This window comes from Cereibacter azotoformans, assembly GCF_021391315.1.
GTDB classification, from domain to species: Bacteria; Pseudomonadota; Alphaproteobacteria; order Rhodobacterales; family Rhodobacteraceae; genus Cereibacter_A; species Cereibacter_A azotoformans.
The window spans coordinates 146,746-161,675 of sequence record NZ_CP090022.1 but is presented as its reverse complement, the minus strand read 5'-3'; the positions used below and the strand labels follow the sequence as shown (position 1 = coordinate 161,675).

General features: G+C 70.0%; 14 protein-coding genes. 8 read left to right on the top strand and 6 right to left on the bottom strand.

Annotation, left to right across the window (positions count from 1 at the left end; all coding sequences use genetic code 11):
• The first annotated feature begins 4 nt into the window (after positions 1-4).
• The 5 genes from LV780_RS15850 (at position 5) to LV780_RS15830 (ending at position 4,389) form a co-directional block, all read left to right on the top strand.
• Positions 5-907 (top strand): ABC transporter permease subunit, encoded by a 903-nt coding sequence (locus LV780_RS15850; RefSeq protein ID WP_011910841.1) that lies wholly within the window; start codon positions 5-7, stop codon positions 905-907.
• 4 nt (positions 908-911) lie between these two features.
• Complete coding sequence (locus tag LV780_RS15845; RefSeq protein ID WP_117345115.1) at positions 912-1,748, top strand: ABC transporter ATP-binding protein; 837 nt, start codon at positions 912-914, stop codon at positions 1,746-1,748.
• On the top strand, positions 1,748-2,596 hold the full coding sequence (locus tag LV780_RS15840) for an ATP-binding cassette domain-containing protein (RefSeq protein WP_108221187.1): 849 nt from the start codon (positions 1,748-1,750) through the stop codon (positions 2,594-2,596). Before LV780_RS15845 ends, LV780_RS15840 begins: the two co-directional genes overlap by 1 nt.
• Positions 2,597-2,650: 54 nt before the next feature.
• On the top strand, positions 2,651-3,046 hold the full coding sequence (locus tag LV780_RS15835; protein ID WP_011910844.1) for a VOC family protein: 396 nt from the start codon (positions 2,651-2,653) through the stop codon (positions 3,044-3,046).
• 71 nt (positions 3,047-3,117) lie between these two features.
• Positions 3,118-4,389, top strand: a complete 1,272-nt coding sequence (locus tag LV780_RS15830) for a hypothetical protein (protein ID WP_108221188.1) — start codon at positions 3,118-3,120, stop codon at positions 4,387-4,389.
• On the opposite strand, the gene LV780_RS15825 is transcribed toward LV780_RS15830, so the two are convergent.
• Positions 4,376-5,776 (bottom strand): HAMP domain-containing sensor histidine kinase, encoded by a 1,401-nt coding sequence (locus LV780_RS15825; RefSeq protein ID WP_108221189.1) that lies wholly within the window; start codon positions 5,774-5,776, stop codon positions 4,376-4,378. The genes LV780_RS15830 and LV780_RS15825 overlap by 14 nt on opposite strands.
• Positions 5,773-6,447, bottom strand: a complete 675-nt coding sequence (locus LV780_RS15820) for a response regulator (RefSeq protein ID WP_108221190.1) — start codon at positions 6,445-6,447, stop codon at positions 5,773-5,775. The genes LV780_RS15825 and LV780_RS15820 overlap by 4 nt, the downstream gene beginning before the upstream one ends.
• A 241-nt stretch (positions 6,448-6,688) precedes the next feature.
• On the opposite strand from LV780_RS15820, the gene LV780_RS15815 reads away from it, so the two are divergent.
• The 3 genes from LV780_RS15815 (at position 6,689) to LV780_RS15805 (ending at position 10,589) form a co-directional block, all read left to right on the top strand.
• The gene (locus tag LV780_RS15815) at positions 6,689-8,140 is read left to right on the top strand and encodes a DegQ family serine endoprotease (protein WP_108221191.1); all 1,452 of its coding nucleotides are present in this window, start codon (positions 6,689-6,691) and stop codon (positions 8,138-8,140) included.
• Between the two features lie 180 nt (positions 8,141-8,320).
• On the top strand, positions 8,321-9,154 hold the full coding sequence (locus LV780_RS15810; protein WP_108221192.1) for a hypothetical protein: 834 nt from the start codon (positions 8,321-8,323) through the stop codon (positions 9,152-9,154).
• A gap of 232 nt (positions 9,155-9,386) precedes the next feature.
• Positions 9,387-10,589, top strand: a complete 1,203-nt coding sequence (locus tag LV780_RS15805) for an MFS transporter (RefSeq protein WP_108221193.1) — start codon at positions 9,387-9,389, stop codon at positions 10,587-10,589.
• An 11-nt stretch (positions 10,590-10,600) separates the two neighbouring features.
• Here LV780_RS15805 and LV780_RS15800 read toward each other — a convergent pair whose 3' ends face one another.
• The 4 genes from LV780_RS15800 to LV780_RS15785 all read right to left on the bottom strand — a co-directional run bounded on the left by LV780_RS15800 (position 10,601) and on the right by LV780_RS15785 (position 14,928).
• Entirely contained in the window at positions 10,601-10,855 is a 255-nt protein-coding gene (locus LV780_RS15800; protein ID WP_011910086.1) for a GlsB/YeaQ/YmgE family stress response membrane protein, read from the bottom strand.
• 57 nt (positions 10,856-10,912) lie between these two features.
• A complete protein-coding gene (locus LV780_RS15795; protein WP_011910087.1) occupies positions 10,913-12,094 on the bottom strand; it encodes an AI-2E family transporter in 1,182 nt (393 codons plus the stop codon).
• 145 nt (positions 12,095-12,239) lie between these two features.
• The gene (gene aroQ / locus LV780_RS15790) at positions 12,240-12,680 is read right to left on the bottom strand and encodes a type II 3-dehydroquinate dehydratase (RefSeq protein ID WP_011910088.1); all 441 of its coding nucleotides are present in this window, start codon (positions 12,678-12,680) and stop codon (positions 12,240-12,242) included.
• A 112-nt stretch (positions 12,681-12,792) separates the two neighbouring features.
• Positions 12,793-14,928, bottom strand: a complete 2,136-nt coding sequence (locus tag LV780_RS15785) for a xanthine dehydrogenase family protein molybdopterin-binding subunit (protein ID WP_117345056.1) — start codon at positions 14,926-14,928, stop codon at positions 12,793-12,795.
• Between the last annotated feature and the right edge of the window lie 2 nt (positions 14,929-14,930).

Genomic DNA, 14,930 nt, shown 5'->3' with positions numbered 1-14,930 from the left:
TTCCATGACCGCCGTGACACCCCCCGCCCCGCCGACCTCGGAAAAGCGCCGCATCCTGCGCGAGTTCTGGTTCTACTTCTCGGAAAACCGCGGCGCCGTGATCGGCCTTGGCGTCTTCCTCGCGCTGGTGCTGGTCGCGATCTTTGCGCCGCTTCTGGCCCCGCACAGCCCGACGCTGCAGAACCGCGGCGCGCTGCTCATCCCGCCGTTCTGGCAGGAGGGCGGCAGCACGACCTTCCTTCTGGGCACCGATGCGGTGGGGCGCGACATCCTCTCGCGGCTGATCTTCGGCGCGCGGCAGTCGCTCTTCATCGGCTGCGTCGTGGTCTCGATCGCGCTGACGGGCGGGATCATCCTCGGCCTCGTCGCGGGCTTCTTCGGCGGCTGGGTCGATGCCGTCATCATGCGGGTGATGGACGTCATCCTCGCCTTCCCGTCGCTCTTGCTGGCGCTGGTGATGGTGGCGATCCTCGGGCCCGGCCTCACCAACGCGATGATCGCCATTGCCATCGTGCTGCAACCGCACTTCGCGCGGCTTACCCGCGCGGCGGTGATGGCCGAGAAGAACCGCGAATATGTCATGGCCGCGCGCGTGGCGGGGGCGGGGCGGCTTCGGCTGATGTTCCGCACCATCCTTCCGAACTGCCTCGCGCCGCTGATCGTGCAGGGCACGCTCTCCTTCTCGAACGCGGTTCTGGATGCGGCGGCGCTCGGCTTCCTCGGGATGGGGGCGCAGCCGCCGACTCCGGAATGGGGCACCATGCTCGCCGAGGCGCGCGAGTTCATCCTGCGCGCCTGGTGGGTGGTGACCTTCCCCGGCCTTGCGATCCTGACCACGGTGCTGGCGATCAACCTCGTGGGCGACGGGCTGCGCGACGCGCTCGACCCGAAACTGAAGCGGAGCTGAGATCATGGCGCTTCTCGAAATCCGCAACCTCTCGGTCAGCTTCGCCACCTCGACCGGCCGCTTCCACGCCGTGAAGGGCATCGACATGACCGTCAACAGCCGCGAGGTGCTGGCGGTGGTGGGCGAGAGCGGCTCGGGCAAATCGGTGGCGATGCTGGCCACGATGGGCCTTCTGCCCGCGACGGCGCGGGTCGAGGCCGACCTCCTCCGCTTTGACGGCCGCGACATGCTGAGCATGTCGGACGCCGACCGGCGCAAGCTCATCGGGCGCGACATCTCGATGATCTTCCAGGAGCCGATCGCCTCGCTCAACCCCTGCTTCACCGTTGGCTTCCAGATCGAGGAGGTGCTGCGCGTCCATCTCGGCCTTGGCGCCCGCGCACGTCGCGCCCGCGCGATCGAACTGTTCCAGGCGGTCGGCATCCCCGACCCCGAGGCGCGGCTGGCCTCCTACCCGCACCAGATGTCGGGCGGCCAGTGCCAGCGGGTGATGATCGCCATGGCCATCGCCTGCAAGCCGAAGCTCCTGATCGCGGACGAGCCGACGACCGCGCTCGACGTGACGATCCAGAAGCAGATCCTCGACCTCCTGATGAAGCTGCAGGAGGACACCGGGATGGGGATGATCATGATCACCCACGACATGGGCGTGGTGGCCGAGACCGCCGACCGGGTGGTGGTGATGTACAAGGGCCGCAAGATGGAGGAGGCGGGTGTGCTCGGGATCTTCGAGGCGCCGCAGCATCCTTACACCAAGGCGCTGCCCGAACTTGCGACCGGCGACCGCCTGCCCACGGTCTCGGATTTCGTCGATACCGAAGCTCTGGCAGGAGGCGTCTGATGGCCCCGGTTCTCGAAGCCCGCAACATCGTGCGCGACTACGCAGGCTCCGGCGGGCTCTTCCGCCGGGCGCGGCCCGTGCGCGCGCTCAAGGGTATCTCCTTTGCCGTCGAGCAGGGCCGTACCCTGGCCGTGGTGGGTGAAAGCGGCTGCGGCAAGTCCACGCTGGCGCGGATCATCACCCTGATCGACCCCGCGACCGAGGGCGATCTGCTGATCGACGGCGAAAAGATCGATATCGCGACGCAAGGACTGCCGCCGGGCCTGCGCCGCAAGGTGCAGATCGTGTTCCAGAACCCCTACGGCTCGCTCAACCCGCGCCAGAAGGTCGGCGACATGCTGATGGAGCCGCTGATCCTGAACACGAAGGACAGCGCCGAGACGCGGCGCGAGAAGGCGATGGCGATGCTGGTGAAGGTGGGCCTCGCGCCCGAGCACTTCCACCGCTATCCGCACATGTTCTCGGGCGGGCAGCGCCAGCGCCTCGCCATCGCGCGGGCGCTGATGGTGAACCCGCGGCTTCTGGTGCTGGATGAACCCGTCTCGGCGCTGGATCTTTCCGTGCAGGCGCAGGTGCTGAACCTGCTCGCCGACCTGCAGGAAGAGTTCGACCTGACCTATGTCTTCATCAGCCATGACCTGTCGGTGGTGCGTTACATCGCCGACGAGGTGATGGTGATGTGGAAGGGCGAGGTGGTGGAATACGGTACCCGCGACGCGGTCTTTGGCGCGCCGCAGCACGACTACACGCGGACGCTCTTTGCCGCGACGCCGGTGACGGATGTTGCCGCCATCCGCGCCCGCGTCGAGCGCCGCCGCGCGGCCGGCATCGGCGCTTCGGCGGCCTGAGGGTTGGGGGCGGCCGGCCGAGCCGCCCCGGTTTCACGGATTTGGGAGGGTTCCTTGGCCAAGCTGATCCACAGCATGATCCGCGTGCAGGACGAGGCGCGCTCGGTGGCCTTCTACCGCGAGGCCTTTGGCCTCGAGGTGGCCGACAGGCTGGATTTCGACAGCTTCACGCTGATCTATCTCTCGAACCCGGAGAGCGGGTTCGAGCTGGAACTGACCGTCAACAAGGGCCGGAGCGAGCCCTATGACCTCGGCGACGGCTACGGCCATCTGGCCGTGTCGGTCGCAGATGTCGCAGCCGAACATGCCCGGCTGACCGCAGCCGGGCTCAACCCGCGGAAATTGGTGGACTTTGCCCCCGGGGGCGAGGTGATCGCCCGGTTCTTTTTCATCGCGGATCCCGACGGATACCAGATTGAAGTCTTGGAGCGCGGCGGCCGCTACCAGTAAGCTTGCTTCCGGTGCCGGGGCCCGGCCTTTCGGGCAGGCCCCCGGTCGCAGGTTGGAAGCAAGGGGGTATCATGCCGAAGAGCATGGGAATGGCGGTTGCCGTGCCGGCGACGCTGGCGGTGATTGCCGTGGGCGGCGCCGGGTTCGGCGCCTACATGTACAACGAGCGCAATCTTGCGCTGGAAGAGCTGGCGCGGCAGTCGGCGCTGAGCGGCTCGATCGCGGCGCTCGAGACGGAAGTGGCGGGGCTGACCTCGCAGGTGAAGGCGGCCGAGAGCCAGCTTGCCGAGCGCCGGAGCCACCTTGAAGCGGCCCAGGCCGAACTCGCGACGGTCGAGGCCGAGCATGAGCGGCTTTCGTCCGAACTGGCGCCGATGCGCGAGGAGATTGCGAGTTTCGACAGCCGCAGGGCCGAAGCCGAGCAGGGCACGACCAAGGCCATCGAGGATTTCAAGGCCGCGGATGCCCGGCTGAAGGAGCTGACCGGCCGCGAGGACACACTCCGCGCGACCGTCTCGAAGCTTGCCGGCGAGGTGCAGGATCTCGATCGCCGGATGGAGGGGCTGCGGTCCGAGAGCGGCGCGCTGGTGGCGGCGGCCCAGTCGGCGGCCCGGCAGCGGACGGACCTGCAGGGCATGGTCGAGACGCTGGCTCAGCTTCTGGCCTCGCGGTCTGAGGAACTCGTGCAGCTCGAGCGGCGGATCGGCGAGCAGGATCTCAAGGTGCCCACCGAAGGCCCGGCGCCCCTTGCGGCCGCGGCCGGGGCAGGGGCACAGGCGGCGCCCGAGCCCGCATCCGAAGAGGCGCCTCCCGCTTCTGACGAGGCGGAAGAGGCCGGGGAGCCTGACGTGCCGACCGAGGAGGTTGACGAGCCCGCGGCACAGGCCGAGGAGGTTGACGCGTCCGAAGACGCCGCAGCCGCGCCCACGGACGCCGCCCCTGAGGAGGCCGCGGCCGACGAGGCGGCAGAGGCAGAGGACGCGGCCCCCGCCGAGGCACCGGCCGAGGACGAACCGGCGGCCGAGACGGCGGAGGCTCCTCAGCCTGCTCCGGCCGCGGAAGTGGGCGAGTTGCGGGCCGGCACCTACGGGATCGGGCCGCTGTTCGCGACCTTCGTCCCGGACGGCACCTTCACCATGCGCAACGTGGAGCTTGACACTTCGGTCACCGGCCAGTGGGAGGCGGTGAACGGCCTTCTGACCCTGTCGGACCCCGAGGGCGGCAGCGGCTCGAGCAGCTTTCCGATGGTCTGCCGGCTCGTGAAGGAGGCGCAGGCGCTCAAGCTCGCCGTGGCCGATCAGGGCAACTGCCCGCTCGCCGGCATGGATATCACCCGGCGCTGAGCGGCAGTCGCAGCAGGACGCGCAGCCCCGGTTGCGCGTCCTCAAGGTCCACCCGCCCACCGTGGAGGCGCAGCACCGCCGCCACGAGGCTGAGGCCGAGGCCGCTTCCTTCGCTGTTGCGGCTCCGCTCGAGCCGGTAGAAGCGGCGAAAGACCGCCTCGCGTTCCGGCCCCGGTATGCCGGGACCATCGTCCGTGACCGTGAGCAGGGCCTCCGCGCCGACCGTGCGGACGGCGAGGCTGATCCGCGCCGAGGCAGGGCAATGCCGGAAGGCATTCTCGACGAGGTTCGAGATCGCTTGCGCAAGCAGATCGCGGTCGCCCTCCACCCGCACCGGCGCGACATCGGCGGTGAGGCTGTGACCCAGCTCTTCCGCGACGGGTTCGAGCATCTCGTGCAGGTCGGTGACGAGCTGGCCCAGATCCAGCGGCGCGAAGCGCGGCCGCGCACCGCCGCCCTCGATCTGGGCGATCCGCAGCACCGCGTTGAAGATCCGCACGATCCGGTCCGCCTGGCCGACGGCAAGGGCGACCTCGGCCGCCGCATCCTCGGGCAGATCCTCGCGCAGCATCAGCGGCTCGAGCGAGCTTCGCAGCCGGGTGATCGGGGTTCTCAGATCATGGGCCACGTCGGACGAGACCTGACGCAGGCTCTCGACCGTCAGTTCGAGCTGGTCGAGCATGGCATTCACCGCCTGCGCGATGCGCCCGATGTCGTCGCTTCCGCCATCCCGGATCCGGTTCGACAGATCGCCGCCGGCGGCGCCGGTCAGCACATCGGACAGGCGGGCGATCCGCCGCTCGGCCCGCCATGCAAGCACGCCCGCCACCGCCACGGCGAGCAGGATCGCGAGCGCGAGGCCCAAGGCCACCGAGCGGATCACGATGGCCCTCACCTCGTCGAGGGCCGTCGTCTGGCGCGCGGCCATGACGTAGCCCGCGGGAATGCGCAGCCCGTAGGCCGAGAAGCCGAGCCCCTCGGGCGCGGGGCCGGGCAGCCGCATGTCGCGCCCCGAAACCAGTTCGCGCGCCCCGACAAAGGGCTCGGGCAGATGGAAGTTGCCGAAGACGATCCGGCCGGAATTGTCGATGAAGAGGTAGAGGTTGGCGAAGTCGCGGGTCGTGGCGATGTTGGTGGCGATCTGGGCGTGAAGGTCCACCAGACCCGCCACCTGCCATGTCGCGGCGAGCGCCTCGGCCATCTGCCGGGCATCGGCGCGCAGCCGGTCCTTCAGCGCCCCGGTCAGCAGCGGCACCGACACCACCCCGGCAAGCAGCGTCGCCGCCACGAAGATCAGGGTCAGCCGCGCCGCCAGCCGGAGCGAGGACGAGCCCAGAAGGCGCGCGGCCCCCGCCCGGAGCCGGGAAGGATGTGGTGTCGCCTTCATGCCTTCAGCATGTAGCCCGCCCCCCGAACCGTATGGAGGAGCGGTTTCTCGAAGGGCCGGTCGATCTTGGCGCGCAGCCGGCTGATGTGCGTCTCGACCACACTCGTTCCGGGATCGAAGTGAAAGTCCCAGACCGCCTCGAGCAGCATCGTCCGGGTCTGCACCCGCCCCGCCGAGCGCATCAGATGCTCGAGCAGGCGGAACTCGCGCGGCTGAAGGTCGATCTCGACGCCGCCGCGGGTTGCGGTGCGGCGCGTCGTGTCGAGCGTCAGATCGCCCACGCGCAGCACGTCGCGCCCGGTTTCGGCAAGGGCCGGGCGGCGGGCAAGCGCCGCAAGCCGCGCCGAAAGCTCCGAGAAGGCGAAGGGCTTCACAAGGTAGTCGTCGGCCCCCGCCTGAAGCCCCTCGACCCGGTCCGTCACGCCCCCCATCGCCGTCAGGATCAGGATGGGGGCCTTGACCTGCGCGCTGCGCAGGGCCTTGACCAGCGACAGCCCGTCCAGCCCCGGCATCATCCGGTCGATCACCAGCAGGTCGTAGGTTTGCAGCGTCGCCTGCACCAGCGCGTCGCGGCCGTCGGGCACATGATCCACGCTGTAACCCTCGGCCGAGAGGCCCTGCCGGAGGTAGGCGGCGGTCTGGCTGTCGTCCTCGGCAAGCAGGATCTTCATGGCTCTCTCCATCGGGCCGACTCTGGACGGGGTGGCTTGCCGCAACCTTTCCGGCTTCTCACCGTTTGGTAAGGTTCGCGCCGCGAGGTCTGGGATCACGTCCGTGCGAGCTTACGGAATGGTAATCCGCCCGTAAGCGGACCCGCAAGCTTGCAGCCCATGTTGGTGTCGAGGCCCGGACGCGCCGCGTCGGTTCCAGCCGCTGGCCCGACAGGCGCCGGTCAACCCAAGGAGAGTTTTCATGTCCCTGCCCACCCCCCGATCCTCGCTGAAGGCCGTCCTGATTGCCAGCACCCTCCTTGCCGGAGGGGCCGTCGGCACCGCGCTGCCGGTGGCGCCTGCCCACGCCGAGGTGCCGATGCAGGGCTACGCCGATCTCGTGGCCCGCGTCTCGCCGGCCGTCGTCTTCATCGAGGTGTCCGCCAAGTCGCAGGAGCCGGCCCCGAGGGCGGCATCCCCGCTCGAGGAGTTCCTTCGCCGCTTCGGAGAGATCGACCCGCAATTCCGCATGCCCGCCCCGCCGGAGCGGGACCGCGTCATGCACGGGCTCGGGTCGGGGTTCCTGATCTCGCAGGACGGCGTGATCGTGACCAACAACCACGTTGTCGAGAATGCCACCGACATGACCGTCAAGCTCGAGGACGGGCGCGAGTTCAAGGCCGAGATGGTGGGCGCCGATCCCATGACCGACATTGCCGTGATCCGGCTGCGGGATGCGAGTGATCTGCCCTTCGTCGAGTTCGGGGACAGCGACCGGCTGCGCGTGGGCGATGCGGTCGTGGCGGTCGGCAACCCGTTCGGCCTTGGCGGGACGGTCACGTCGGGCATCGTCTCGGCCATGGGGCGCAACATCAACTCCGGCCCCTATGACGACTACATCCAGACCGATGCCGCCATCAACCGGGGCAACTCGGGCGGACCGCTCTTCGACACGAGCGGCACGGTGGTGGGCATGAACACGGCGATCTTCTCGCCCACGGGAGGCTCGGTTGGCATCGGCTTCTCGATCCCGGCCAACACGGTGCGGGATGTCGTGGCGCAGCTGCAGGAAACGGGTTCGGTCTCGCGCGGGTGGCTGGGCGTGACGATCCAGCCCCTGACGCCCGAGATCGCGCAGGCGATGGGTCTCGAGGGCAGCCGGGGGGCGCTCGTGGCCGAGGTGCAGCCGGACAGCCCGGCCGAGGCGGGAGGCGTCGAGAGCGGCGATGTCATCACCGCCGTCAACGGGCAGGAGATCGGCGAGCGGTCCAGCCTGCCCCGGCTGATCGCGGCCATCCCGAACGGCGAGGAGGCACGGCTCACCGTTCAGCGCGACGGGCGCGAGCGTGAGATGACGGTCACGATCGGCGAACTGTCGGCCGACCGGCTGGAGCCCGCCGCGGCCGCCGCGCCGGAGGGGCTGGGCGCGCCGCTCGGGCTCGAGGTTCAGCCGCTGGAGCCTGCGCTGGCCCGGCAACTCGGACTGCCCGAAGATGCCTCGGGCGTGGTGGTGACGGCGGTCGATCCGGCCGGCCCGAACGCCGACCGGCTGGCGCCCGGAGACGTGATCGAGGAGGCCGGGGGGCGTGCGATCGCGACGCCGCGGGATCTTGCCTCGGCCGTGGCGGAGGCGCGCGGCCGCGGGGTCCTGTTGCTGAAGGTGCTGCGGCAGGGCAATCCCGTCTATGTGGGTGCCGAGGTCGCCGCGTCCTGATCCCACTGGATCGATGGCGGTCCTCGCCCGCCGGGGGCCGCCGAGCCATCTCGGAAGTCGGCGAAATTCCTTTCCGTCCTGAGGGGCGCGGGAAAGGCCCGCCCCGCGGCGCGGCGCTTTGCCCGGAACAAGCGCCGGCCCCCGCGGTTGCACGCCTCCATCTTGGAGAGGAGGAGATCCATGAAACGCCTGACACTCACGACCTGCGCGCTGGCCCTGATCGGTGCCACGGCGGCCCATGCCGACTGCGCGGATGAACTGGCGTCCCTCACCGGCGGGGCGGCGGACATGCCGGCCACGAGCGGTGCCGCGGCCGGGGGCGATGCCACGGCAAGCGCCACCGGCTCGGACATGTCCACGACGGGCAGCGACATGACGGCCGGTGGCGGAGCGGCCGGCACCGCGGCCACGGGCACGGAGAGCACGGGCTCTGGCACGTCGGGCGGATCGGACACGGCTTCGGCCGGTGGCGCGTCCGGCTCGACGACCGGAACCGATACCGCAGCCAGCGGCACCACCGGGACGACCGGAACCGACACGACGGGCACGGCGGGATCGGCCACGGGCGGAACCGACATGGCCGGTGGGGCGGCCGGAACCGACACCACGGGCGGAAGCACGGCGGGATCGACCACGGGCGGAACGGATACGGCCGGCGGCACCACGGGCACCAGCTCGACCGGGCCGGGAACGGCGGATGCGGTGGGCGGGTCCGACATGGCGGCCGGCGGGTCGGGCACGGCGGCTGGCTCGGGCGAGGGTGAGGCCATCGCCAAGGACGGCTCGCTGGCCCCGCTCGAGCAACCGGGCGGCGGCGGCACCGACACTTCGACCATCGCCATGTCGGGCGACGACGCGGCCGCCCAGCAGAGCGGCGAGTCGATGGCGGCCGAAGGCGCGTCGGCGGAAGGTGCCACCACCCGCGAAGGCGCCATCGAAGAGGCGCGCAGCGCGCTCGCCCGCGGCGACGAAGCCGCCTGCATGGACGCCGTCGAGCGCGCGCGGAGCCTCTGAGGGCTCTTGCCAACCGGCCGGGCGGCGCCTGCCGCCGCCCGGACCGCCAGCCTTGCGCTCTTTCCCCGGTGAGCGACGGTGGGAGAGATTTTCGATCTGCCGATGAAAACTCATTTCTGCGTCGCGCTCCGTCCGCCGTGGTGAAGCAATTCCATTGGCGAAGCGCGAAAAGCCCGCGATGATGCCCTTGCGGCAGGAACCGGGGGCAGGATCGCATGGGCGCAGGTGAGGCATGAGCGGCAACCGCTGGGCTTTTCTCGCAGTGGCCTGTGCCGCTCTTGTCCTGTCGCTTTCCACCTGGTTCTCCGCCACCGCCGTCATGCCGGAGCTTGTCGCACGCTGGAGCCTCGGGCCCTCCGAGGCGGCCTGGCTGACGAACGGCGTGCAGGCCGGCTTTGTCATCGGCGCACTTGCCTCGAGCGTCCTGGGGCTGCCTGACCGGCTGCATCCCAACCGGCTGATGGCAGGGGCCGCCGCGCTCGCGGGTGCCTCGACCCTCATCCTCCTGCTGGAGCCCGGCCCGGCGGCGGCCATCGCCGCGCGGCTTGTGACCGGGATCGCCCTGGCGGGCGTCTATCCTCCGGCGATCCGGCTGATGGCCACATGGTTCCTGCGCGGCCGGGGATTGGCGCTCGGCTGCCTGATCGGGGCCTTGACCCTCGGTTCCGCCTTGCCCCATCTGGTGCGGGGCGTGGGCGAGGTCCTCGACTGGCGGCTGGTGATCGCGGCCGCCGGCCTCTTCAGCCTGACGGCGGCGCCGATCTTCGGGCTGGCGCTGCGAGATGGGCCCCATCCCTTTGGCCGAGCCGGTCGCGTGGACCTGCGCCAGACGCTCTCGATCCTGCGCAACCGCCCGGTCATGGCGGCCAACCTCGGATATTTCGGCCACATGTGGGAGCTTTACGCGATGTGGGGCTGGTTCCTGGCCTGGGCCCGTGCGGCTTCCGAGGCGGGGCTCGGGCTGGGCAACCTCTCGCTTCTGACCTTTGCGGTGCTGGCGGCGGGCGCCCCCGGCTGCGTGCTGGGCGGGCTGCTGTCGGACCGGATCGGGCGCTGCCGGACGACCGCCCTCGCCCTCGGCGTCTCGGGCTGCTGCGCGCTGGCGATCGGTCTGGCCTGGAGCGGCCCGGCCTGGCTGCTCGTGGGGCTGGCGTTGCTCTGGGGGCTCGCTGTCGTGGCCGACAGCGCGCAGTTCTCGGCCGCGGTCACCGAACTGTCGCCGCCGCATCTGGTGGGCTCGGCGCTGGCCTTCCAGATGGGAGTGGGCTTTGCCCTGACGATCTTCACCATCTGGGCGCTGCCGCTGCTGGCCGGCATCATCGGCTGGCGCTGGGTGTTTCTTGCGCTGGTGCCAGGCCCGTTCCTGGGGGCCTGGTCGATGCTCGCCCTGCGCCGGATGCCCGAGGCGGCCGGGATGGCGCACGGAATGCGATAAGGCGGGCGCGGTCAGCCCCGCTTGCGGGTGAGGGCGCCCCAGATCATCAGCACGAGGATCGCGCCGAGGATGGCGCCGATGAAGCCCGCGCCTTCGCCCGGACCATACCAGCCCACGACCTGCCCGAGCCAGGTGGCGACGAAGGCGCCGGCAATGCCCAGGATCGTGGTCAGGATGAAGCCCGACGGCTCATTGTCTCCCGGATGCAGGAACTTGGCGATGACGCCCGCGACAAAGCCGATGATGATGGTCCAGATGACGGTCAAGGAAGATTCTCCGTTCAGGGTCTGCGGGGCGAACGGCCGGAGGCGCCGGCGGTTCCCTCATTCGGCCGGCTCGGCTTCCAGTTCGGGCAGCGGCTCGCGGGCGCCGAGGAAGTTTCCGAACGTGTGCAGCGCCTCGACATTGTCGCAGACGACCTTGAGGCAGACGAGAAACGGCACCGCGATCAGGGCGCCCGGCACACCCCAGAGCCAGCCCCAGAAGATGACGGTGACGAAGACCGAGACGGTGTTCAGCTCGAGCCGGCGCCCGAGCACGATCGGCGTCACCAGCTGCCCCTCGATCGCGGTGGCCGCAAGATAGAGCGCGGGCACGAGGAAGGCCTGCGACAGGTGATCGTAATGGACGATCGCCACCGCGGCCGAGAGCGCCACGCCGGAGATCGCCCCGATGTAGGGCAGGAAGTTGAGCAGGAAGGCCCCGATCGCCCAGATGATCGGGCTTGGCATTCCCGCTCCCCACATGGCGAGGCCGATGACGACGCCCAGGCCTGCGTTGATGATCGTGACCGACAGCAGGTAGCGCGAGACCCGCCGTTCGATGCCATAGACGATCCGCAGGGCCCGCTTCTTGTCGCCGAAGCGGGGAAAGGCCTCGATGAGCTTGATGTAGAAGAGATCGCCCGAGGCCAGGAGGAACAGCGCCAGCACGAGTGTCACGATCGTGGTGGTGAGCACGGAGGCGACGCTGCCCACCGCCGACGACAGGATGCCCGGCGTTTGCACCGCCACCCGCTGCACCGTCGGATCCTCGGCATCATTGGCCAGTTCCGAGACCTGCTCGGAGGCGTTCTGCACGGCCTCGAAGGACGCGAGCAGGGTCTGCGCCCGCTCGCGCAGCTGGTCGCCCAGCCTTGGCGCCTGGCTGATCCAGTCCGAGACCGGGCCGCTCAGGATGAAGGCTCCGATCCCGATCACCGCGGCCAGCGAGACGATCAGCGCCGTTGCCGTCACCGGAGGCGCGATGCCGATCCGGTGCAGCGACCGCACGACCGGGCTGAAGGTCAGCGCGATCAGCAGCCCGATCATCAGCGGCAGGATCACGTCGCGGGCGAAATAGAGCCCCATGATGACGAGAACGAGCAGGATGAACCCGAGAAGCCTGCGGATCGCGACGAGATGGTTGAGCTGCACCGTCTCGGGCCCGGTCGGGGCGGGCGCTGGCGGTGCATCCCGGGCCGCGACCACGCCTGTGACCGGCTCGCCCGTCGGCTCGTTCTGCATGGTTCCCCCCGAGGGCCTTCCGGCCGGCACGCCGCACAGGGGCGGCAATCGGAGGCACAACTTCGCCGGCGGGCCTGCTGTTCCACCTCGTCGCGGGTCCGTGCCGCCCTGGCGAAACGAGCCGCGCCCCGGCGCTGGCTGCCGGCTACTTCGAGCAGAGCGAGCAGATCCGGCGCACGGCCAGCGCGTAGCCCTCGACCCCCAGTCCCGCCAGCACCCCGTCCGCCCGCAGGCTGACGTAGGAATGATGGCGGAAGCCCTCGCGCTTGTGGATGTTCGAGATGTGGCATTCGATCACCGGCCCGTCGAAGGCGTTGAGCGCGTCGAGGATCGCGACGGAGGTGTGGGTGTAGGCGCCGGGATTGATGACGATGCCGCAGGCCGAGTGGCGCGCCTCGTGAATCGTGTCGATGATGGCGCCTTCGTGGTTGGACTGGAAAAGCCGGATCTCGAACCCCTTCTCGGCCGCGACGGCGGCGCAGGCACGCTCGACATCCGCGAGGGTGTCGTGGCCGTAGATCTCGGGCTGGCGCTGGCCCAGCAGGTTCAGGTTGGGCCCGTTCAGAATGTAGATCGTCTTGCTCATCCCGCTTCCCTCGATGTCGCTGATGTCCGACTGATCGCAAAAGGGCGGCAGGACGTCCAGCCGGAGGCGTGGCTGCGGTGACGAAACCGATGGGCGAGGCCGGCCGGCGCGCTCAGGCCGGCAGTTGCGCGAGGGGAAGTTGACGGACGGGCCGCCCGGTCAGGGCGCGCCAGGCATTCGCCACGGCCGGCCCGAGAGGGGGCACGCCGGGTTCCCCCACGCCGGTCGGCGGTTCCGCCGATGGCAGGATCGCCACATGCACCTGCGGCATCTCCTCGATCCTGAGCAGACGGTAGCTGTCGAAGTTCGACTGCTGCACGCGCCCGGTCCCGTCGAGCGTGATGGCCCCGTAGAGCGCGGCCGAGAGGGCATAGCCGATCCCGCCCTCCATCTGCGCGCGGATGATGTCGGGATTGACCGCCACGCCGCAGTCGATGGCGCACCAGACCTGCGTGACCCTTGGGAGAGAGCCGCCGTTTTCCACCTCGACGATCTGGGCGACATGACTGCCGAAGCTCTTGGCAAGGGCCACGCCATAGCCGCGCCCCTCGCGCGTGCGCCCCTTCCAGTCCGCGAACTCCGCCACCTTTTCGAGAACGGCGCGATGGCGGGTGGCTTCGGGCCCGAGCAGCTCGAGCCGACCCCGCACCGGATCCTTACCCGCCCGCTCGAGCACCTCGTCAAGGAAGACCTCGACCGCAAAGGCGGTATGGGTGTGGCCCACCGACCGCCACCAGAGAACGGGCACCGGACTGTCCACGCGCGCCCACGCGATGCGCCGCGCGCCCACCGCGTAGGGCAGGTCGTTCGAGCCCTCGTAAGAGCTGGGGTCGAGCCCGTTCTGCATGAAGGCCTCGAGCGCCGTGCCGGCCATGATCGACTGGTTGGCGATCCGGTTCTCCCAGCCGACGATGCGGCCCTCGGCGTCCAGCCCCGCCCGCAGGCGGTGGAGCGTGGCGGGCCGGTAGTAGCCGCCGCGGATGTCATCCTCGCGCGTCCAGAGCAGCTTGAAGGCGCCGTCACGCCCCGCGGCCTGCGCCACATGCGCGACCTCGGCCGCAAAATGCCCGTCGCCCTGCGCACGCCGCCCGAAGGAGCCGCCGGCAAAGAGCACGTTGATCCGCACGGCATCGGTGGCAAGACCCAGCGTCTGCGCCACGATCGGCCGGTCGATCGCGGGGAACTGGCAGCCATACCAGAGTTGGGCGCGCCCGTCCGTCACCTCGATCACCGCGTCGAGCGGCTCCATCGGCGCATGGGCGAGATAGGGAAAGCGGTATTCGGCCTCGAGCAGCTCGGCGGCCCCGTCGAGCGCATCCGCCTCGCCGGATTGCTCGACCACGCGGGCGCCTTCCAGCGCCTCGGACATGTCCTCGAACATCTCGGCCGTGCTGCGGCGCTCGGCCTTGGCCTCCTCCCATTGGATCTGCAGCGCCTCGCGCCCCTTGATCGCGGCGAAGGTGTTGCGCGCATAGACGGCAATCCCGGAGGGGATCTGGCGGACCATCTCGACGCCCCGCACCTTCATCGCCTCGGCATCGTCCCACGAGGCCACCGTCGCCCCGAACGCGGGCGGATGGGCGACCACCACCGTCAGCATCCCCTCGCGGTAGAGGTCGAGCGTGAATTCCGCGGTGCCGTTCGACTTGGCGGCGGAATCGAGCCGCGGGACATTCGTGCCGATCAGGACGAAGTCGGCCGGATCCTTGAGGGGCGGGTCCTGCGGCACCTCCATCCCAGCCGCGGCCGCGGCGAAGGTGCCAAAGCCCGCCTCCCGGCCGCTCGGATGCGACAGACGGCCCGCGCGCACCGTGATCTCGGAGGGGTGCACGCCCCAGTCCGCGGCCGCCGCGGCCACCAGCATGGCACGGGCCGCAGCGCCCGCCTTGCGCATCTGGATGTAGCTGTTGGCGATGGCGGTGGAACCGGCGGTTCCCTGAACGCCGAAGGCGAGGTTGCGATAGAGGGCATCGTCGGCGTGGGCGGCCTCGGCCCGGATCTGGCTCCAGTCCGCATCCATCTCTTCGGCGACCAGCGTCGCAAGGCCCGTGTAGGGGCCCTGACCCATCTCGAGATGCTTGATGATGACGGTCACGGTGTCGTCCGCACCCACCCGGATGAAGGCGTTCGGCGTGGCGGGCAGGCCAGGCGGGCCGCCCTGCGTCCGGCCCGAGCGCACCGGCAGCACCAGAAGAAGCGTGAAGCCCGCGCCGGCGGACAGGAAATTGCGGCGAGAGAGGATCGGCATGG